Annotated in this window: 18 protein-coding genes; 9 read left to right on the top strand and 9 right to left on the bottom strand. The window is 72.9% G+C overall.

All coding sequences use genetic code 11. The features are described 5' to 3' along the window. The first annotated feature begins 1 nt into the window (after nt 1). A complete protein-coding gene (locus BN6_RS03965) occupies nt 2–1,396 on the top strand; it encodes a class II fumarate hydratase (protein ID WP_015098247.1) in 1,395 nt (464 codons plus the stop codon). On the opposite strand, the gene BN6_RS03960 is transcribed toward BN6_RS03965, so the two are convergent. Beyond that, nucleotides 1,335–2,234, bottom strand: a complete 900-nt coding sequence (locus BN6_RS03960; RefSeq protein ID WP_015098246.1) for a DMT family transporter — start codon at nt 2,232–2,234, stop codon at nt 1,335–1,337. The genes BN6_RS03965 and BN6_RS03960 overlap by 62 nt on opposite strands. 47 nt (nt 2,235–2,281) lie before the next feature. Between BN6_RS03960 and pdxR the strand changes: the two genes are divergently transcribed. The 5 genes from pdxR to BN6_RS48380 all read left to right on the top strand — a co-directional run bounded on the left by pdxR (nt 2,282) and on the right by BN6_RS48380 (nt 8,296). Then, nucleotides 2,282–3,652, top strand: coding sequence for a MocR-like pyridoxine biosynthesis transcription factor PdxR (gene pdxR, locus BN6_RS03955; RefSeq protein WP_015098245.1), 1,371 nt, complete (start codon nt 2,282–2,284; stop codon nt 3,650–3,652). A gap of 92 nt (nt 3,653–3,744) precedes the next feature. Then, a complete protein-coding gene (locus BN6_RS03950; protein WP_041316002.1) occupies nt 3,745–5,277 on the top strand; it encodes an ATP-dependent DNA ligase in 1,533 nt (510 codons plus the stop codon). Between the two features lie 349 nt (nt 5,278–5,626). Continuing rightward, nucleotides 5,627–7,066: a GuaB1 family IMP dehydrogenase-related protein gene (locus tag BN6_RS03945; RefSeq protein ID WP_015098243.1), complete on the top strand. Its 1,440-nt coding sequence runs from the start codon at nt 5,627–5,629 to the stop codon at nt 7,064–7,066. 19 nt (nt 7,067–7,085) lie between these two features. Beyond that, nucleotides 7,086–7,967, top strand: a complete 882-nt coding sequence (locus BN6_RS50105) for an ATP-binding cassette domain-containing protein (protein WP_408005277.1) — start codon at nt 7,086–7,088, stop codon at nt 7,965–7,967. Continuing rightward, nucleotides 7,961–8,296 carry a hypothetical protein gene (locus BN6_RS48380; RefSeq protein ID WP_015098241.1) on the top strand — a complete coding sequence of 112 codons (336 nt, stop codon included), beginning with the start codon at nt 7,961–7,963 and terminating at the stop codon, nt 8,294–8,296. The genes BN6_RS50105 and BN6_RS48380 overlap by 7 nt, the downstream gene beginning before the upstream one ends. Nucleotides 8,297–8,315: 19 nt before the next feature. On the opposite strand, the gene BN6_RS03930 is transcribed toward BN6_RS48380, so the two are convergent. From BN6_RS03930 to BN6_RS03915, 4 genes are all read right to left on the bottom strand, one after another. Continuing rightward, complete coding sequence (locus BN6_RS03930) at nt 8,316–10,070, bottom strand: substrate-binding domain-containing protein (protein WP_015098240.1); 1,755 nt, start codon at nt 10,068–10,070, stop codon at nt 8,316–8,318. Further along, on the bottom strand, nt 10,067–10,723 hold the full coding sequence (locus BN6_RS46465; protein ID WP_015098239.1) for a TRADD-N-associated membrane domain-containing protein: 657 nt from the start codon (nt 10,721–10,723) through the stop codon (nt 10,067–10,069). The genes BN6_RS03930 and BN6_RS46465 overlap by 4 nt, the downstream gene beginning before the upstream one ends. Nucleotides 10,724–10,853: 130 nt before the next feature. Next, nucleotides 10,854–12,143, bottom strand: a complete 1,290-nt coding sequence (locus BN6_RS03920) for a PhoH family protein (RefSeq protein WP_041311847.1) — start codon at nt 12,141–12,143, stop codon at nt 10,854–10,856. 452 nt (nt 12,144–12,595) lie between these two features. Next, nucleotides 12,596–13,834 carry a DUF885 domain-containing protein gene (locus BN6_RS03915; RefSeq protein WP_015098237.1) on the bottom strand — a complete coding sequence of 413 codons (1,239 nt, stop codon included), beginning with the start codon at nt 13,832–13,834 and terminating at the stop codon, nt 12,596–12,598. A gap of 242 nt (nt 13,835–14,076) precedes the next feature. On the opposite strand from BN6_RS03915, the gene BN6_RS03910 reads away from it, so the two are divergent. Next, a complete protein-coding gene (locus BN6_RS03910; RefSeq protein ID WP_015098236.1) occupies nt 14,077–14,373 on the top strand; it encodes a hypothetical protein in 297 nt (98 codons plus the stop codon). Between the two features lie 191 nt (nt 14,374–14,564). Further along, nucleotides 14,565–14,891, top strand: coding sequence for a hypothetical protein (locus BN6_RS03905; protein WP_015098235.1), 327 nt, complete (start codon nt 14,565–14,567; stop codon nt 14,889–14,891). 213 nt (nt 14,892–15,104) lie between these two features. On the opposite strand, the gene BN6_RS03900 is transcribed toward BN6_RS03905, so the two are convergent. Further along, the gene (locus BN6_RS03900; protein WP_015098234.1) at nt 15,105–15,884 is read right to left on the bottom strand and encodes an isoprenyl transferase; all 780 of its coding nucleotides are present in this window, start codon (nt 15,882–15,884) and stop codon (nt 15,105–15,107) included. A gap of 133 nt (nt 15,885–16,017) precedes the next feature. On the opposite strand from BN6_RS03900, the gene trhA reads away from it, so the two are divergent. Beyond that, a complete protein-coding gene (gene trhA, locus BN6_RS03895; RefSeq protein WP_051075431.1) occupies nt 16,018–16,644 on the top strand; it encodes a PAQR family membrane homeostasis protein TrhA in 627 nt (208 codons plus the stop codon). Nucleotides 16,645–16,824: 180 nt separating this feature from the next. On the opposite strand, the gene BN6_RS03890 is transcribed toward trhA, so the two are convergent. The 3 genes from BN6_RS03890 to BN6_RS03880 form a co-directional block, all read right to left on the bottom strand. Then, nucleotides 16,825–17,829: a M1 family aminopeptidase gene (locus tag BN6_RS03890; protein WP_015098232.1), complete on the bottom strand. Its 1,005-nt coding sequence runs from the start codon at nt 17,827–17,829 to the stop codon at nt 16,825–16,827. A gap of 78 nt (nt 17,830–17,907) precedes the next feature. After that, nucleotides 17,908–18,465 carry a hypothetical protein gene (locus tag BN6_RS03885; RefSeq protein WP_015098231.1) on the bottom strand — a complete coding sequence of 186 codons (558 nt, stop codon included), beginning with the start codon at nt 18,463–18,465 and terminating at the stop codon, nt 17,908–17,910. A gap of 226 nt (nt 18,466–18,691) precedes the next feature. Then, nucleotides 18,692–20,659: a thioredoxin domain-containing protein gene (locus BN6_RS03880; protein ID WP_015098230.1), complete on the bottom strand. Its 1,968-nt coding sequence runs from the start codon at nt 20,657–20,659 to the stop codon at nt 18,692–18,694. Between the last annotated feature and the right edge of the window lie 92 nt (nt 20,660–20,751).

Below are 20,751 nucleotides of genomic sequence, written 5' to 3'. Positions count from 1 at the left end.
TATGGCTGAACAGGAGTACCGCGTCGAGCACGACACCATGGGCGAGGTGCGGGTGCCCGTCGACGCGCTGTGGCGCGCGCAGACGCAGCGCGCGGTGGAGAACTTCCCGGTGTCCGGGCGTGGTCTGGAGAGGTCCCAGATCAGGGCCCTCGGCCTGCTCAAGGCCGCCGCGGCGCGGGTGAACCAGCGCCTGGGCGTGCTGGACGCGGACGTGGCCGGCGCGATCGCGACCGCCGCCGACGAGGTCGCCGCGGGCGAGCACGACGCGCACTTCCCGGTGGACGTGTTCCAGACCGGGTCCGGCACGTCCTCGAACATGAACGCCAACGAGGTCATCGCGACCTTGGCGACCAGCGCGCTCGGGCGTGACGTGCACCCGAACGACCACGTCAACGCGTCGCAGTCGTCCAACGACACCTTCCCGACGACCCTGCGGGTGGCCGCCACCGAAGCCGTGGCCACGGACGTGATCCCGGCTCTGGAGCACCTGGCGGGCGTCTTGGAGGCCCGTGCCGCCGAGTGGTCCGACCTGGTCAAGTCCGGTCGCACGCACCTGATGGACGCGGTCCCGATCACGCTCGGCCAGGAGGCGGGCGCGTGGGCGGCGCAGGTGCGGTACGGGGCCGAGCGGCTCACCTCCAGCCTGCCCCGGCTGGCCGAGCTGCCGATCGGCGGCACCGCCGTGGGCAGCGGCCTGAACGCGCCCGAGGGCTTCGGCGCGGCCGTGTCGGCGGAGCTGGCGGCGGTGACCGGCCTGCCGCTGACCGAGGCCCGCGACCACTTCGAGGCGCAGGCCACCCAGGACGGCGTGGTGGAGATCTCCGGCCAGCTCAGGGCCACCGCGGTGGGCCTGTTCAAGATCGCGAACGACCTGCGCTGGCTGGGCTCGGGCCCGCGCACGGGGCTGGGCGAGCTGGCGCTGCCGGACCTCCAGCCGGGCTCGTCGATCATGCCGGGCAAGGTCAACCCGGTGATCTCCGAGGCCACGATGATGGTGGTGGCGCAGGTCATCGGCAACGACGCCGCGGTGGCGTTCGCGGGCACGCAGGGCAACTTCCAGCTCAACGTGATGCTCCCGGTGATCGCCCGCAACGTGCTGGAGTCGGCCCGCCTGCTGGCCGCGGTGTCCCGGCTGCTGGCCGACAAGGTGCTGGCCGGGACGGAGCCGCAGGTGGACCGGCTGCGCGAGTACGCCGAGTCGTCGCCGTCGATCGTGACCCCGCTCAACCGCCACCTCGGCTACGAGGAGGCGGCGTCGATCGCGAAGCAGTCCCTCAAGGAGCGCAAGACCATCCGCGAGGTGGTGCTGGAACGCGGCCACGTGCCGGCCAAGCTCACCGAGGCACAGCTGGACGAGGCTCTGGACGTGCTGCGGATGGCGCGGGGCGGTCGCTGACCCGGCGCAGCCCGATCACGCACCCCAGGGCGACCGCCGTCGCGCCCAGCACGGCGACGGCGGTCGGCTCCTGCACCCCCATGGCCACCGACGCGACCAGCCCGGCGATCGGCATCAGGCCGATCAGCACCCCGGCGCGGTCCGCGCCCAGCCGGTCCACGGCGAAGTACCAGAGCCCGAACGCCACGGCGGTCAGCACGATGCCCAGCACGACCAGCGACACGCCTTCCGTCGGCGTGGGCACCTGCCAGCCGCCGAAGAACGTGCCCAGCACGCCCCCGGCGACAGCCGCGAGCAAGCAGCACCAGGTGGCCACCGCGACCCCGCCCAGCCGGCGCACGACACCGACCGCGAACAGCGTGAACGACGCTTCGCCCAGCATCGTGAGCACGGCCAGCGCCAGCCCCGGCCCGTGCCACGCGCCGCCCCCGGAGAGCAGGACCACGCCGGCCACCACCACGGTCGCCCCCACGACGGCGGTGGGCGCGGGACGTCGGCCCGCCATCATCGGCGCGACCAGCGCCAACACCAGCGGGCTCGCCCCCAGCACAGCGGCCACGAAGCCGGGTTCCGCGTACCGCTGCGCGTAGAGGACGCACGCGTTGAACCCGAGCATCCCGGTGACCACCAGCGCGCCCAACGCCACCCAGTCACGTCCTGACGGCACCACGAGCCGTCCGCCGCGCGACAACGTCCACACGAGCAGCACGACCCCACCCAACGCGTACCGCATGGCCTGTCCGGTGAGCAGCGGGTAGTCCTGGAGCAGACCGGTGACGGGCACGGACGCGCCCACGATCACCGAGGTCAGCGCGCCGGCCGCGATGGCGATTCTCATGCCGTTCACCCTCACCGACGAGTGGTCCAGGTTTAAGCTCCACTTCGATGACCGCCAACTGGACCACTTATCGCGAGCTGCTGCTCCCCGGGCTCACCGGCCGCCGTGCCGTGGAGTCCGAACTGCGCCGCGCGGTCCGTGACGGGCGGCTGCGACCGGGCACCCGGCTGCCGTCCAGCCGTGACCTGGCCGACCAGCTCGGCGTCGCACGCGGGACCGTGACGTCCGCGTACACGCAGCTCATCGGTGAGGGGTACCTGGTCGCCAAACGCGGTTCCGGCACCACGGTGACCGCTGCGTGCTCGTGGCCCGACACGTTCGAACGGGCACCGGACCCCGCGCAGCGGTGGCGGTTCGACCTGCGCCCCGGACTGCCCGCGCTCAACGCGTTCCCGCGCGACGAGTGGTTGCAGGCGCAGAAGGTCGCGCTGCTGGCGTTGTCCACCGACGAGCTCGGCTACCCCGATCCGGCCGGGTTCCCGTTGCTGCGCGCGGAGCTGGCCGACTACCTGGGCCGGGTGCGCGCGGTGGCCACGCGGCCGTCCGAGGTGGTGGTGGTCAACGGGGCCGCCGAGGGCATCTCGCTGATGGGCCGGGTGCTCAAGGCCGCCGGCCACACCAGCGTCGCCGTCGAGGAGCCGAGCCACTTCGGCGCGGCCGACATGCTCACGTCGCACGGTCTGGAGGTCCGGCCGATCCCCGTGGACGACAAGGGGATCAAGGTCGACGTGCTGTCCACTACGGACTGCCGTGCGGTGCTCGTCACCGCGGCGCACCAGTTCCCCCTGGGCGTGGTGCTGCACCCGGAACGGCGGCACGCGCTGCTGGACTGGGCGCGCGCTCACGACGGTGTGGTCATCGAGGACGACTACGACGCCGAACACCGCTACGACCGTCCGGCGATGGGCGCGATGCAGGCACTCGACCCGTCCCGCGTGATCTACCAGGGCAGTGCCAGCAAGGTCCTCGCGCCCGCGTTGCGGCTCGGGTGGCTCGTGCTGCCGCCCGACCTGCGCGACACGATCGTGGAGCGCAAGCGGCTGGACGACCTGGGCACCGGCACGCTGCACCAGGCGGCGTTCGCGCAGCTGCTCAAGACCGGCGGCTACGACCGGCACCTGCGCCGCACCAGGCAGCTCTACCGGGCCCGCCGGGACGCGTTGCTGGACGAGCTGTCCCGGGTGCTGCCGGACTGGACGCCGATCGGCGTCGCCGCCGGCCTGCACGTGGTGGTCCGGCTGCCGGCCGGCGTGGACGACCTCGCGGTGCAGGAACGGCTGGCCCGGCGCGGCGTGAACGCCCCGGCGCTGGCGAACTACTGCCGGCTGCCGACGTTCCCCGGCCTGGTCCTGGGCTACGCCGCGCTCACCCCGGACCGCCTCCGGCACGCCGTCCACGAACTACTCGAAGCCCTCTGAGCTGCGGAAACAGTCTCGCCCCGGTAGTTCACCCAGAAGTGTTCACCGGCTCCACGCACGACATTGTCGGTGCCCCGGTGCACCATGGTCACGTGTTGTTCAGCGAGGTAGTCGAGACGTCCGCCGCCCTGGCGGCGACGCGTTCCCGCCTGGCCAAGGTCGCCGCCCTGGCCGAGCTGGTGCGCCGGATGAGCACGCCCGCGGTCGTCTCGTTCCTGATCGGCGTCCCCAGCCAGGGCCGCATCGGGGCGGGCTACCGCACCGTGTTCGACATCGCGCCGCCGCCCGCCGAGCAGCCGGGGCTGACGGTGGTCGAGGTGGACGAGGCGCTGGGCGGGTACGCCTCGATCGCCGGCAAGGGCGCGGTGCAGCGCCGGGCCGCGGCGTTGACCGACCTGTTCGGCCGGGCGACCGCCGCCGAGCAGGACTTCCTGCGCCGGCTGCTCACCGGCGAGCTGCGCCAGGGCGCTCTCGAAGGGGTGATGGTGGACGCCATCGCGCGGGCCGCCGAGGTGCCCGTCGAGGTGGTCCGGCGGGCGTACATGCTCTCCGGGAGCCTCCCGGCGACAGCGGTGGCGGCGCGCGAGGGCGAGTCGGCGCTGGCCGCGTTCCGGCTGGAGGTGGGCCGCCCGGTGCGGCCGATGCTGGCCTCGCCCGCCGAGTCGCTGCCCGAGGCGCTGGCCGAGCTGGGCGCGTGCGTGGTGGAGCACAAGCTCGACGGTGCCCGCATCCAGGTGCACCGGTCCGGCGAACAGGTGCACATCTTCACCCGGAACCTGCGGGAGATCACCGGCACCGTGCCGGAGCTGGTGGAACTGGTGTGCGGGCTGCCGTGCGAGTCGGTGGTGCTCGACGGCGAGACGCTGGCGCTGACCGACGACGGCAAGCCCAGGCCGTTCCAGGAGACGATGAGCCGGTTCGGCGCCCTGCTGGGTGCCGAGGGCGACACCCGGTCGCTGCTGCTGAGCCCGTTCTTCTTCGACTGCCTGCACCTGGACGGCGTCGACCTGCTGGACGAGCCGCTGCGCGAGCGCCTGGCCGCGCTGCGCAAGGCGGCGGGCGACCACGTCATCCCGGGCGTGGTCGAACCGGACGAGGAGCGGGCCGCGGCCGTCCTGGACGCGGCGCTGGCGGCGGGCCACGAGGGCGTCATGGTCAAGTCGCTGGAGTCGGTGTACGCGGCGGGCCGGCGCGGTCGGGCGTGGCAGAAGGTCAAGCCCGTGCACACCCTCGACCTGGTGGTGCTCGGCGTCGAGTGGGGCAGCGGCCGGCGCAAGGGCCTGCTGTCCAACCTGCACCTGGGCGCCCGCGACCCGGAGGGCGGCCCGCCGGTCATGGTCGGCAAGACGTTCAAGGGCCTGACCGACGAACTGCTGGCGTGGCAGACCCGCGAACTCCTGTCGATCGCCACCGACCGCGGTGACTGGGTGGTGACGGTCCGCCCGGAACTGGTGATCGAGATCGAGCTGGACGGCGTCCAGGTCAGCCCGAGGTACCCGGGCGGCGTGGCCCTGCGCTTCGCCCGCGTCCTGCGCTACCGCCCGGACAAGGACCCGGCCGAAGCCGACACCATCGACGCCGTCCGCGCCCTCCTGCCGAAGGGAGGCACCCCGACGCCCCCGTGACCCGCCACCCGGCGCGCCCAGAACGACCAGAGCACCACCTCCGCGCCGAGAACCACCAACGAACACCCGAGGCACCAGGCCACGCCACTGCACACCACGCCCGGCACAGCGGCCAGACGGGCGGCCCGGACGCACCGACCGCGCCCGCACGCGCCACGGCCGACCCAGGCGACACGCGGCGCTGCACGACGGGACGCGGCCCGGCAACACGGCCGAAAGCGGCAGGGCAGCGGGCGAACCAGACGACACCACTTGGAGGACCACCCAACCGAACACCGCTTTCCGCACCCCGAACAGGTGTCCGCGACCAAGGGCGAAACCGGTCGGCGGCGGGTAGTGTCAAAGTCTCGTGCGATTCATCGAAGGCCATGGGGCCGGCTACGACTTGACCTACGACGACGTCTTCCTGGTGCCCGGCCGATCGGCCGTGGACTCCCGGTTCGGCGTCGACCTCTCCACGTCCGACGGCACCGGAGCCACCATCCCGGTCGTGGTCGCGAACATGACCGCGGTCGCCGGGCGGCGGATGGCCGAGACCGTGGCCCGCCGCGGCGGGCTGGTGGTGCTGCCGCAGGACGTCGCGCCGGACGCGGTGGCCGAGATCGTGTCCTGGGTGAAACAACGCCACCCGGTCTGGGACACCCCGCTCACCCTGCACCCCGGCGACTCGGTGGCCGACGCCCTCAACCTGCTGCACAAGCGGGCGCACGGCGCGGTCGTCGTGGTCGGCGAGGACGGCCGGCCCGCGGGCGTCGTGGACGAGGCCGCGCTCACCGGAGTCGACCGGTTCACCCGGCTGCACGACGTCGCCGACGACCGGATCGTCACGCTGCCGCTGGACACCCCGCCGCGCGAGGTGTTCGCGCGGCTGCACGGCGGCACGCAGCGGGTCGTGCTGGGCGTGGACGCCGACGGCCGCCTGCGGGGCGTCATGACGGCGCTGGGCGCGTTGCGGGCCGACGTCTACACCCCGGCGGTGGACGACGAGGGCCGGCTGCGCGTCGCGGCGGCGATCGGGGTCAACGGCGACGTGCGCGCCAAGGCCGCCGAGCTGGTGAAGGCGGGCGTGGACGCGCTGGTCGTGGACACCGCGCACGGGCACCAGGAGAAGATGCTGGCCGCGCTGCGGGCGGTCCGGGCCGCCGAGCCCGCGGTCCCCGTGGTGGCGGGCAACGTCGTCACCGCGCAGGGCGTTCGCGACCTGGTCGAGGCGGGCGCGGACGTGGTCAAGGTCGGTGTCGGGCCGGGCGCGATGTGCACCACCCGGATGATGACCGGGGTGGGCCGGCCGCAGTTCTCGGCGGTCGCCGAGTGCGCGGCGCAGGCTCGGGCGCTGGGCAAGCACGTCTGGGCCGACGGCGGCGTCCGGCACCCGCGCGACGTCGCCCTGGCGCTCGCGGCCGGTGCCAGCGCGGCCATGGTCGGGTCCTGGTTCGCGGGCACCTACGAGTCGCCCGGCGACCTCCAGCGCGACGAGTCGGGCCGGCTCTACAAGGAGTCGTTCGGCATGGCGTCGAAGCGGGCGGTCAGCGCGCGGACGCAGGGCGACAACGCGTTCGAGCGCGCCAAGAAGGGCCTGTTCGAGGAGGGCATCTCGTCCTCCCGGATGCGGCTGGACCCGACGCGCCCCGGTGTGGAGGACCTGCTGGACTCCATCACGGCGGGCGTGCGGTCGGCGTGCACCTACGCGGGCGCGGGCACGTTGGAGGAGTTCCACGAGCGGGCGACGCTGGGCATCCAGTCCGCCGCCGGGTTCGCGGAAGGACGGCCGCTGCCCTCCGGCTGGTGACCACGCGACCCCGCCGGCGGTGAAGCCCACGTCGGGTCGCGCCGCGTTCCCGTGCGCGGTGGCGGACCGAGGGTCCGTCGCGGTGGAGCGCGCGTCCCGACGCGGCGGGAAACCCTCGCGAACCGGGTTGCGCCGCCTGCCTGGGCTGGTGGCCGTGGACGAAGCCGTAGCGGTGGCGGACGTGGTGAAGGTCTACGAAGGCGGCCGGAAACCGGCGGTGGACGGCCTCGGCTTCGCGGTGCGCAGGGGCGAGGTGTTCAGTCTGCTCGGCCCGAGCGGGGCCGGCAAGACGACCACCGTGGGCGTGCTGACCACCAGGGTGCGGCCGACGTCCGGCCGGGCCCTGGTGGAGGGCGTCGACGTGGTGGCCGACCCGCGCAAGGCGCGCCAGGTGCTCGCCGTCGTGCCGCAGCGCAACACCCTCGACCGCGCGCTCAACGTCCGGCAGAACCTGCTGTTCCACGCCGCCCACCACGGTCTGGGCCGCGCCGAGCGCACCCGGCTCGCGGACGGGGTGCTGAACCGGATGGGCTGTCGAGCGGGCCCGGCTGTTCCGGCTCTACACCGACACCGCCCCGGCGGTCGCCCTGCCGGACGTCCTGCGGACCGTCGAGCGGCTCGACGGCGCGGTGGTCGACCTGGCCGTCGGCAGGCCGAGCCTGGAGGACGTCTTCACCGGCCGGGAACTGCCCGCGTTCCTCACGCAGGTGGTCGTCCAGCCGTTCCCGCTGGTGGCGGTGGAGAAGATGGCGTTCGGGGCGTTGCGCGGGCTGCTCGCGGCGGTGCTGATGATCCCGATCGGGTTCGCTGTGCTCGACGTCTCGTGGGCGCTGTCGGGGGTCCCGGTGGCGCTGCTGGTGATCGTCCTGCTCGCCGGCGGGCGCGGCGGTCGGCATGGTGATCGGCACGGCGGTCTCGCCCCGGCACCTCAACGTGATGTTCGCGGTGATCCTCACCCCGTTGCTGTTCACGGGCTCGGCGCAGTTCCCGTGGCCGGAGCTGGACGGCCTGCGCTGGTTCCAGGCGCTCAACCCGCTCCACCCGCTCCACCCGCTCCACCCGCTCAACCCGCTCAACCCGCTCACCTACGTCAGCGAGGGCACCCGGGCGGTGCTCGCGCCGGGCGTCCCGCACCTGCCGCTGTGGGTGTGCCTGGTGGTGCTGGTGGCGTCGGTCCTCGGCTTCGGCACGCTCGGGATGCGCGGCTTCCTGCGCCGCGTCCTCGACTGACGTCCCGGCGCGGCCGCAGTCAGAAGTTGGACAGGACGTCGGCCATGACGGACTCGATGCGGGCGGCGTCGGTGGAGTCGTAGTAGCCGCCGCGCGCGGCGGTGGAGATCCGGTCGAGGGCTTCGCGGTCGGCCTCGTCGCCGTACGCGATGGAGAACACCCGCACGACGCGGTCCTTGTCGACCGCCCGGAACGCGTTCTCCAGCGCGGTCAGCACCTCCTGCTGGGCGGGCTCGTTGCGGCCGTCGGACAGCAGCACGACGGCGTTGATCCGGGTCGGGTCGAACCGCTCGCGCACGCTGTCGGCGGCGGCCCAGGTCGACTCGTACAGCGCGGTCGCCCCGGTGGGCTGGAGCCCGTCCACCGCGCGCCCGAACGCGTCGCGCACCACGCCCACCGGCCCGGCCGCGACCCGTTCCCGCCACGGCCGGGTCTCGGTGCCCAGCGGGCTGCTGAACTCCCACAGCGCCAGCGTGTCGTCCTCGGTGAGCTGGGCGGGCACCAGCCGCGCCGCGTCCTTGGCCAGGTCCAACCGGGACTTCCCGGCCGCGCCGACCACCTTCTCCATCGACCGCGACACGTCCACGAGCAGCAGCACGTTGGCTCGCTTGCGGTTGCGCTGCCACAGTTCCCGCACGCCGGTCACGACCTCGAACGCGGGCGTGCGGACCAGCCGGAACGCCGGGCTGCCGACGGTGCCGTTGCCCTCGACGTGCCGGGGTCCGGGGGCGCCCTCGCCGTCGCGGAACCCGGCGTCGGTGAACAGGCTCCGGTGCTCCTGGGCGAACTTCAGGAAGTCCTCGGCCGCCCGCTTGCGGTCGTCGGTCACCCACTGGGCGTCGACCACCATCGCCGGGTGGTCGGTCACGGTCGTGCCGTCGGTGGGGAACACCGCGGCCAGCTTCACCTTGGGCGGAGCACCGGTGACCGGCGGGTTCCCGACCAGGATGCCCTGGTTGTAGTCCAGGACGACCTTCTCCTCCAGCGGCACGGCGCTGACGTAGTCGAGCGCGCGCCCTTCCTGGTCGGCGGTGTAGAGGTTGCGCACGAACGGGGCCACCTGCTTGCCGTAGTGCACCGCGGTGTTCTCCAACGCCCGCAGGCCGCCCGCGACAGCGGGTTCCTCCAGCGCGGGCACGGTGAGCGCCTCGCTCGACCTGGACAGCGCGGTCGCGGTGGCGAGGGTGGCCAGCAGGCCGGTGGTGGAGTGCACCGGGTTGGTCTTGCCGGTCTTGAACGCGCCCCACGGCTTGCCGCGCGAGCCCCAGCCGTCCGGGCTCTGCGCCAGCGCGAGCATGGTCTCCCAGCCGATCGCGCCCTCGGGCCAGCCGAGTTCGCGGGCCATCGGCTCGGGCATCGCGATGACGATCGGCGAGGTGGCCAGCGAGACCGGGTTCTCCGGCACCGAGCGCACCCGGCCCGGCCGGGCCGCGATCTCCCGCCGCAGGCTGTCGAACCAGTACCGGGACGACGGGCTCCAGATGTCCGGCCGGGCGTCCGGGTCGCTGCCCGGCGCGTCCGCGAGCACGTCCACCGTGCCCTGCGAGGAGGAGACCGACACCGCGACGGCGACGCACCGGCCGTCGGTCTCGCGGCCGGACTCCCGGTACCGCCGGGCGATCTCGCCCAGCACCGGCGCCTTCTCGTCGGACGAGTACAGGGTCAGCTCCAGGCAGCCGTCGTCGGGTTCGCCGCCGGACCCGCTCAGCGCGAAGAAGCCCACCAGGATCAGCACCACCGCGAGCGCGCCGAGCGCGATCGGCAGCCTCTTCACTGCGCCTCCGTTGCCGCGGGTTCGGCGGTCGGCTCGCTGCCCAGCAGCCAGCGCCCGATGTCGGCGAGGAACTTCTCGCGGGTGGTCACGTCGGTGATGTCGGCGGCGACGGCGAGCGCGGCGCGGGCCCGCACGACCCGGTCGGCCTCGCCCTGCGCGCGGTCGAGCATGGCCGCGGTGCGCGCTCGGGTCGCCTTGGTCTCGGCGAAGAACAGCGCGGCCATCGCCTCGCACACCACGCCGCTGACCACGCCCGCCAGCGCCACGTCCCGGTCCACCGCGAGCAGCCACAGCAGGGACCCGACGACGACCAGGAAGCCCACCGCGGCGGCGGCCATGCCGACCCGGAAGCTGGTGCCGCTCTGCCGCAGCGCGGCTTCGGAGTTGCGCAGGTAGAGGTCGAGCTGGGCGCGCGCGGTCTCGGTGGCGTGCTGCTCCCACTTGGCCAGCTGCGGCGGGGCGGGGCTGTCCGGGGCGGCGTCCAGCGACTGCCGGGTGGCCCGCACGTCCTCGACCGCGCGCCGCTGGCGGTCCCGCGACCCGCTGGTCTGGGTGCGCACGGCCAGCACGGCGGCCGTCACGGCGACGAGGATCCCGACGCCGAGGAAGCCGTAACCCAGCACGTCCGGCGCGGCGTCCAGAGCCGCCGGCATGGTCGACACGAGCGCCAGCGTACCGGCGGGGACCCGCCCGGTCCGCCATATTCGTCACAAATGAAATTCCATGAACAACATGGAAAAGGGGGCTTTCCGCCTGGGAAAGCCCCCTTTTCGTCAGATCAGGTCAGGACGCGTAGTCCTCCAGCATCTCGGTCACCAGGGCCGCGATCGGCGACCGCTCCGACCGGGTCAGCGTGACGTGCGCGAACAGCGGGTGGCCCTTGAGCTTCTCGATCACCGCGGCCACGCCGTCGTGCCGCCCGACCCGCAGGTTGTCCCGCTGCGCCACGTCGTGGGTGAGCACCACCCGCGAGTTCGCCCCCAGCCGGGACAGCACGGTGAGCAGCACGTTGCGCTCCAGCGACTGCGCCTCGTCCACGATCACGAACGAGTCGTGCAGCGACCGGCCGCGGATGTGGGTCAGCGGCAGGACCTCCAGCATCCCCCGGTCCATGACCTCCTCGACCACGTCCTGGCTGACCAGCGCGCCGAGCGTGTCGAACACGGCCTGCGCCCACGGCTGCATCTTCTCGGACTCGGACCCGGGCAGGTAGCCCAGCTCCTGGCCGCCCACCGCGTACAGCGGGCGGAACACGACGACCTTGCGGTGCTGGCGGCGCTCCATGACCGCCTCCAGGCCCGCGCACAGCGCGAGCGCCGACTTCCCGGTGCCGGCCCGTCCGCCCAGCGAGACGATGCCGACCTCGGTGTCCAGCAGCAGGTCCAGCGCGACCCGCTGCTCGGCGGAGCGGCCGTGCACCCCGAACGCCTCGCGGTCGCCGCGCACCAGCCGGATGCGCTTGTCCGCGGTGACCCGGCCCAGCGCGCTCGACGTGCCCGCGAGCAGCCGCAACCCGCTGTGGCAGGGCTGCTCGGCCACGTGCGCGAGGTCGAACTCGGCCGGGTCGACGACGCTGTCCCGGTAGAGGGCGTCCACCAGGGCCTGGTCCACTTCGACGTCGGACATGCCGGTGTGCCCGGACAGCGTCACGTCGTGCGCGCGGTACTCCTCGGCCGCGAGGCCCACCGCGCCGGCCTTGACCCGCAGCGGCATGTCCTTGGTGACCAGGGTGACCGTGTTGCCGTCGGCGGCCAGGTTGAGCGCGCAGGCCAGTATCCGGGCGTCGTTGGAGTCCGTGCGGAAACCCGCGGGCAGCACCTCCGGGTCGGAGTGGTTGAGCTCGACGCGCAAGGTGCCACCGAGGTCGCCGATCGCCACCGGGTGGTCCAGCCGGCCGTGGTTGAGCCGCAGGTCGTCGAGCAGGCGCAGCGCCTCCCTGGCGAACCAGCCCAGCTCGGGGTGGTGCCGCTTGCCCTCCAGCTCGCTGATCACCACGAGCGGCAGCACGACCTCGTGCTCGGCGAACCGCGTCATGGCCAGGGGGTCGGAGAGCAACACTGACGTGTCCACCACGTAGGTGAGGGTGGTCGGCGCGCCGCGGCGCCGGGAAGTGCTGCGCGGTGAGCCTGAGGAACGGCTCGCGGGTCGTCGTGCGTTCACGGCAACTCCTTCACGAGCGCGGCACCCGCGCTCGCTCCTCGCTGGGCCAGGCACCACCCCGATCGACCGGCACGCCTCAGGCGCGCCGACCACGAGGGCCGGGTGCCGGCCCCCTCGTGCTCATCGCCACGTTCGGGGCCTCCCTGCGCGGTCCGCAGTGGACGCGGTCCGCCAACCGGAAGTTACCTCCGCAAGCACCCGGTTTGCAGGCAGCCACACAGGTGATTCGCCAATTCGTCACGAATCCGCAAATCGGCGGCAAGATCACCGGATCGGCCCGCGATTGGGTCAACCGGCCGTCACCACCCCGTGGCACGACGTCGTCCACGCAGCTCAGCGGCCCTCCGCCGGACGGCGGTCGGCGGCTACCCGGGGTCACGCGGCAGCCGGGGGACCCCTTCCCGCAGCTCCTCCCGCAAGGCTTCGGGAACCAGCGGTTCGTCCAGAAGTCTCAGGTAACGCTCAGCCAACGTCCCAGTCGGTGGGCGCAGGTCGAGCCACGCGCGGACCAGCCGCGCGCCCTCGACGTACGTCGTGGTGTAGGCCCGCCACAGCGGGTCGCCCAGGAAGCGCAGCATCTGCCGGGCCCGGCCCTCGGGGATCAGCAGCCAGCGGCGCAGGTAGGCCACGACGTCGTCCTGCGACGCCCGGCGGTCGTGCAGCATCAGCGCGGCGTCCTGCCGCACGCCGATCAGCCCGGCCACCGCCTGCTCGACCCGTTCGGCCTGGTCACCGTCCATCCGCAGGCCCAGGTCGCGCAGGACCCGCTCGGTCCACCGGCCCCAGCCGGGCCCGACGGCGGCGTGCAGGCCCAGCTCCGCCATGCCCTCGGCCATCAGGCACTGCGGGGTGTTGATGACGAACAGCGACTGCTCCAGCTGACCGCGCTTGCCGACCAGCCCGACCTCCTTGCGGCAGTGCTCGGTGTGGTGGCCGGGGTACGCCTCGTGCGCGACCAGGTGCGGCAGGTTGGACATCCGGTGGCCCAGGTCGGCGTTGATCGCCACCCGCGACCGGAAGTCGCCCAGGTAGTAGTTGAACCCGCTCCACGGCTTGTCGGTGACCACCTCGTACTCGACGACCTCGTGCTCGGGCAGCGCGTACTGCTGCCGCACCTGGTCGCGCAGTGCGCTGGACAGCGCGTGCACGGCGGCGTCCAGCTTGCGCGGCGGCACGGTCTCCCCGACGCGGTAGTCGGCCAGCCGCTCCCGCAGCGACTGGTGGCCGGGCAGCACCTCCGCCAACCGGGCGTGCGCCCGCCGGTACTCGTCCGGGTTCCCCGGCACCGCGTCGACCTGGAAGTAGGCGCGCACCTCGTCCACGAACCCGATGCGCACGCCGGCGAGCTTGCGCGCGGTGCACTCCAGAGCGGTCAGGTGGGCGGCCAGGAAGCGCTTGCGGTCGGGTTCGAGGTCGGTGCCGGGCAGTTCCCGGCGCAGCAGGCCGGCCCGCTCGGCGAGGGCGGCGGGGTGCGGGCGGGTCTCGTTGTCCACGGCGCGGCGCAGGGCCCGGTCGCCGGTGTACGAGTCGACCAGGCCGGGGTGCAGCCGGTCCAGCCGCAGGCCGAGGACCAGGTACTCCCGCACCAGCGCGTTGCCGTCCATGAGCAGGGGAGCTTACGAGCCCGGCGGGTCCGGTACCACGCCGACGGACGCGGCAGCGAATCGGTGCACTGAAAAACATCCGAACAGGGGACAGTGACCAATCACGGGGTCACACAATGGTGTTGTGACCGCCCAATCGGCGTTGCCCTTCGGTAACTTTCCCGCCGAGGACCCCAGCGTCCGGAGATCCCCGAAGACTCCGGAAAAGGTACAGGGGAAATCCCGATACGAAGGAGATTCAAGTGCTGAAGAAGGCAGGCGCTGTCGCCGCCATCGCGGCGGGCCTCATGATGCTCGGCTCCCCGGCGTTCGCGGCCGGCCACGACGCCGACTACGACGTGCACCAGTGGAACAGCGGGCCACTGATCAGCGCCCTGAACGGCAACAACGTGAACGTCCCGGTCGGGGTGTGCGGCAACAACATCGGCATCCTCGGGCTCGTGGCGCCGGTCGGCTCCCCGCAGATCACCGGCTCCTGCGCGCAGGCCGCGATCCTCGACGGTCACGACAACAACGTCGGCGGCAACGACAACGGCTGATTTCCGGCCGCAGGACGAATACCGGCAGGGGCGTACCCGGTAACAACTCCGGGTGACGCCCCTGTCGGGGGTACGCAGTCGGCGGTGCACGACTCGCCGATAGTCACACAACAGTGTCGGAATGCACGACCCTGCACCGGAAGTCGGATACTTCTCCGCCCGGTCGGACAACAACCCGAAGGAGACTGAACGTGCTGAAGAAGGCAGGCGCTGTCGCCGCCATCGCGGCCGGTCTGATGATGATCGGTTCGCCCGCGTTCGCCGGTGAGCCCGCGGACCACGACTGGGGCCACGACGACCACGGCCACGCCGGCGACACCCACCAGTGGAACAGCGACGGTCTGCTGTCGGTGCTGAACAACAACAACGTGAACGTCCCCGTGGGCGTGTGCAACAACAACGTCGCGGTGCTCGCCGCCGTTGTCCCGGTCGCCTCCCCGTCGGTCACCCAGAACTGCGCGAGCGCCGTCACGGTCGACGGCGACGACGGCAACGTCGGCGGCAACGACGTGGGCTGACACCCACCGAAGTACTTCCGGGACCACCCGGACACGCCAGGGGCGCCTCAGCGGGGCGCCCCTCGGCGTTCCCGGCCTCGGCGTTCCCGGCCTCGGCACCCCTCGCGGCCGCCGATCTCGCACTCACGCCTCAGGTGCCGGCCACCGATCCCGGCCGCCTGGGGTACCTCAGGTGCTCCCCGCACCGCACGCACCCCGGGCACGTCCGGTTCGTCAGGAACCGAACCTGCGGTGACGGATCGCGTAGTCGCGCAACGCCCGCAGGAAGTCCGTCCGCCGGAACTCCGGCCAGTACGCCTCGCAGAACCAGAACTCCGAGTGCGCCGACTGCCACAGCATGAACCCGGACAACCGCTGCTCACCGGACGTGCGGATGAGCAGGTCGGGGTCGGGCTGCCCGGACGTGTAGAGGTGCTCCGCGATGTGGTCCACGTCGAGCACCTCGGCGAGCTCCTCGATCGTCCCGCCGGACTCCGCGTGCTTCAGCAGCAGCTTGCGCACCGCGTCCGCGATCTCCTGCCGTCCGCCGTACCCGACCGCGACGTTCACCTCCAGGCCGGTCCGCCCCCGCGTCCGCAGGGACGCCGCGGACAGCCGGGCCGCCGTCTCGGTCGGCAGCAGGTCCATCGCCCCGACGTGCCGGACCCGCCACGGGTTACCCGGCTCGGCGATCTCGTCCACGATGTCGGCGATGATGTCGAGCAGCGGGTCCAGCTCCTCGGCGGGCCGGTTGAGGTTGTCGGTGGACAGCATCCACAGCGTGACCACCTCCACCTCGGCCTCGCGGCACCAGGTGAGCAGCTCCAGGATCTTGCGGGCCCCGGCCCGGTGGCCGTGCGCGACGTCGGTGAACCCGGCCTCCTTGGCCCACCGGCGGTTGCCGTCGAGCACCACGCCGACGTGGCGTGGTCGCTGCTTGCCGTCGAGCCATCGGTTGAGGCGGAACTCGTAACCCTTGAGGAGGACGCTCTTGACCCGTTCGCGAAGACCCACGCTGAAAGAGCGTACGCCGGGTGGGCGCGGTCACGCCCTCGCGTGCTGACCCGGTTCCCCGGGCTCCCGTAACCTCGGGGTGGTGACCACGTCGACCTCTCCCGAGCCGCCGGCACCCGCCCTCCGCCCGCGTATGCGGGGTTGGCTGCACTTCTGGTCCTTCATCGTGTCGGTGGCGACCGGCGCGATCCTCATCGCCCTGGCCGCGGCCACGGTGTCGCCGAAGGCTGCGCTGGCGACGTCGGTCTACGGGGCGACGGTCGTCGGCCTGTTCGGCGTGAGCGCCCTCTACCACCGGGTGAACTGGGTCAGCGTCCGCGCGCGGACGTGGATGAAACGCCTCGACCACTCGATGATCTTCGTGTTCATCGCGGGCACGTACACCCCGTTCGCCCTGCTGGCGATGCCCGAGACCACCGGCAACGTCGTGCTGGCCGTCGTCTGGGGCGGCGCGCTGGGCGGCGTCACCCTGAAACTGGCCTGGCCGCACGCCCCGAGGTGGCTCGGCGTGCCGATCTACATCGCCCTGGGCTGGGTGGCCGTCTTCGTCCTGCCCGACATGCTGGAGTACGCGGGCGTCGGAGCCCTGGTCCTGGTCATCGTCGGCGGCCTGCTCTACACGGCCGGCGCGATCTTCTACGCGTCCCGTTGGCCCAACCCCTGGCCCCAGGTCTTCGGCTACCACGAGTTCTTCCACGCGGCGACGGTCATCGCGGCGATCTGCCACTACATCGCCATCTGGTTCGCGATCTACTCCTGACCTGCGCTTTTCCCTTCTCAAGACCCCCAATTCCCCTGATCAGGCCGTCTCCGGGCCGTCAGGCCGCTCTTCCGGCGTGAAGGGTCGGTCAGCGGCCTTCCCGCAGCCCGGTGGTCGAACCCGGTCGGAGCGAACGCGCCGTCGAGGCCCGGTCTCGGCGCGGCCAGGGCCGAGCCGGCCTCACTCGCGCAAGCACGCCTTGAACTCGGCCCACCCCGCGTTGGTGTGCGCGTACCGCTTGAAGTAGGTCGTCAACGCCCTGAGCAGCGCCGGGCGGCCCAACGCGTCTTCCATCGCCCGCACGCGGGCCAGGTGCGGGGCGTACGGGCGGTCCGGCCACGGGGCGTTGTCGGGGATCTGCCACGGGTCCGTGCCGGGGAGCAGGTGTTCGGCGGCCAGCCGGCTCAGGTAGGTGGCCAGGGCTTCCACCAGCCACGGCTCGGCGTCCACGAGGTTGCCCGACCAGGCGTGCGCCACCTCGTGGCTCAGGACCGTCGTCGCGTAGAGCGGCTCGCGGGTGGCCAGCGCGTCGAACACCGCGTCGTCGAACATGATCAGCCCCGGTGACGAGAACGCCAGGTGCGGGATGTCGGGGACGAACACCGCGTCGCACTTGCGGTACGGGAACGGCACGTCGAGCAGGGTCTCGAAGAACTCGATCGACTCGCGGATCCGGCGGGACACCGCCGCGCCGCGCACCCGCTCCCCCGCCCGCGAGCCGGTCACGTACAGCTGCTCGGCGATCTCCACCCACGGGCCGACGGCGGCGGTCAGGGCGTAGGGGGCGATCGGGGTCTCGGTGCTGCTGGTCAGCACCAGGCCGGGGGCGTTGACGGTCAGCGCGAACTCGCTGCGGGCCCGCTGGTCCAGCGCGCAGAAGCTCCACTGCGCGCGGTCCGGGTACTGCACCGTGTACAGGTAGGTCGCCCCGTCGACCCGCACCTGGCGGAAGCCCCGGTCGTCGGCGTACGCGAAGTCCGCGTCCACCTCCAGCACGCCGTCCGCGTCGAGCGGGATCCGGCTGCCGTCCCACGGCACCTCACGCCCGTTGAGCCGCGCGTGGCGCACGTGTGCCGCGGCCAGCTCGGCGTGGGCGACCCGGCCGCGGAAGCGCACCCCGGTTCGGCCGCGGAAGGTCTCGGCGGCCGGGTCGAGGTCCCACGTGATGTCGTACGAGATGGTCATGATCCCCCGGTTCCCGAAGTTACCAGCGGAACCGGGGGATCGGGCCGGGCGCGATGTCCGCCGGTGTCCGGCGGGTTGTCAGGCCAGGCCGGGACCCTGGTTGCGGAGGTCGTCCACCCTGGTCATGGCCTCGCGCAGGTCGGTCAGCCAGGTGTCGGCGTGCTCCCCGACCAACCGCACGGCCCACGCCAGCGCCTCCGACCGGGACCGGGCGACGCCGGCGGCGACCAGCGTGTCCAGCACCTTGCGCTCGGGCTGCCGCAGCCGGGTCATCACCGGCACGGACAGCGTGGTGAACAGTTCCTCGGTGCCGCCCAGCCGGGCGCCCCACGCGACCTTGCGCCGGTAGCGGTGCTCGGCCTGGCGGGCGATCTCGATCCGAGCTTCGCGGGTCTCCTCGCGGAACCGGCTGATCCGTCCGGACTCGGCGGCGGCGCGGGCCGCGTCGTCGGCGAACCCGCCTTCCAGCGGCTGGAGTTCGCCGACCACCAGGACTTCCTCGCGGTCGACCGTCACCGCCGGGTGCCCGGTGAACCAGCCGTCCGGCAACCGGCCGGCGAACCAGGCCGCCGCGTCGTCGGCGGGCGGCTGGTCGGCCGGCTGCCCACCACCGCGCCCTCCCCATCCTCGTCGCATCACAACCACCTCGATTACACGATTACAGTGATTCTGACGCTACGCCTGCAACAACCCGCCTGGGCCATCGTTCGCTACCGGTGAAGAACCCCTGCCTCGCAGGCGAACAGCCGTGAGGTGCTTCCGCACGGCGGCGTATCCCGACGACCCCGTCCCCTGCCCTGAACACCGCCCCACCGACCATGCCCGATCACCGCCACCTCTGCCCGAACAGGTCAAGGAGCCGCTACCGGTGCAGGGCGGTGGCCAGTTCGTCGGCGGTGGTGACCGGGCGGTCGCACACGTAGCCGCGGCACACGTACGCCGCCGCCGCGCCGTCGACCAGGGGCCGGTCGGCCAGCAGCGGGGCCGAGCCGGGCTCGCCGGCCACGACGACGCCGCCGCCGTGCACGTCGCGCCACGCCGTCGAGGTCAGCTCCGGGGACTCGCCGACCACGGCCACCTGGACGGGGCCCAGCGCCAGCGCCTCGGCGACGGCCAGCCAGTTCCCGGCGAACCGGGGTTCGCGGGCGGCCAGCAGACCGGCGCGGGTCACGGCGGCCTCGGCGGCGGCCCGGTACTCCGCCTGCCGGGGCGCGCCCAGCACGGACGCGGTGAGCAGCGCGGACGCCAGCGCCGACGCGCCGGCGGGGCTCGCGTTGTCCGACGGGTCGGACGGCCGCTGCACCAGCGCTTCCGCGTCGTCCGCGGTGTCGTAGTACACGCCGGGCTCGGCACCGGCGAAGCGGGCCAGCGCGGTGTCCAGCAACTCGCACGCGACGGTCAGCCACCGCTGCGACCCGGTGGCCTGGTGCAGGGCGAGCAGGCCGTCGGCGAAGCAGCCGTAGTCCTCCAGCACGCCGGCCGCGGTGCCGGCCACGCCGTCGCGCGAGGTCCGCAGCAGCCGGCCGCCGACCAGGTGCACGTCGAGCAGCAGGTCGGCGGCGCGCTCGGCGGCCACCACCCAGCGCGGCTCGCCGAACACCGAGCCGGCCTCGGCCAGGGCGGCGATCGCGAGCCCGTTCCACGCGGTCACGACCTTGTCGTCACGGCCGGGCTGCGGGCGCTGCTCCCGGACCGCGAGCAGCTTCCCGGCGATCTCCGGGTCGGGGTCGCCGAGCAGCCGCAACGTCGACGCGCCGTCCTCGAACGTCCCCTCCTCCGTCACGCCGTACAGCACGGCGGCCCGCGCGCCCTCGACCGGACCCAGCACGTCGGCCAGCTGCGCCGGCGTCCACACGTAGGTGGAGCCCTCGACGCCGTCGGTGTCGGCGTCCAGCGAGGCGGCGAACCCACCCTGCGGCGTGCCCAACGTGCGCAGCAGGAACTCGGCGGTCTCGCGCACCACCGCCCGGTACCGCTCGGCCGGGTCGCGCCGGCTCAGGTGGGTGTACACCCGCAGCAGCAAGGCGTTGTCGTACAACATCTTCTCGAAGTGCGGCACCACCCACCCGGCGTCGACGCTGTACCGCGCGAACCCGCCGGCGAGCTGGTCGTAGAGCCCGCCGTTCGCCATCGCGTCGCAGGTGGCGCGCACCATGGACAGCGCCTCCACCGACCCGGTGCGCTCGTGGTCGCGCAGCAGGAACTCCAGCACCATCGACGGCGGGAACTTCGGCGCGCCGCCGAACCCGCCGTTGGCGCGGTCGAAGTGGCCCAGCAGCGAGACCACCGCGCCGTCCAGCACGTCCGCGTCCACAGTGGACTGCGGCAGCGGCTTGAACGCCAACTGGGACACGATGCTCGCGGCCGACTCGCGCACCTCGTCGCCCTGCTCGCGCCACGCGTGCGTGATCGCCTCCAGCACCTGCCGGAACGACGGCATCCCGGGCCGGGGCGTGGGCGGGTAGTAGGTGCCCGCGTAGAACGGCTCGCCGGCCGTGGTGAGGAAGCACGTCATCGGCCACCCGCCGTGCCCGCTCAACGCCTGGGTGACCGCCATGTACACGGCGTCGACGTCCGGCCGCTCCTCGCGGTCCACCTTGACGTTCACGAAGTGCTCGTTCATGTACTCGGCGGTCACCGCGTCCTCGAACGACTCGTGCGCCATGACGTGGCACCAGTGGCAGGCCGCGTACCCGACCGACAGCAGCACCGGCACACCCCGCTCCCGCGCCTCGGCGAACGCCTCCGGCCCCCACGGGTGCCAGTGCACCGGGTTGTCGGCGTGCTGGAGCAGGTACGGGCTGGTCGCGGACGCGAGCCGGTTCGTCATGGCACCACAGTAATTCCCGTCCGGAACCCGGACCGGTCGAGCAGACTGGAGGCATGGAGATCGTCGACACCCTGCCCCACGACCCCCCGACG

It is taken from the genome of Saccharothrix espanaensis DSM 44229 (genome assembly GCF_000328705.1).
Lineage (GTDB): Bacteria > Actinomycetota > Actinomycetes > Mycobacteriales > Pseudonocardiaceae > Actinosynnema > Actinosynnema espanaense.
Note: the sequence above shows the minus strand (reverse complement) of the source record. Positions and strands in the feature narration are given on the sequence as shown.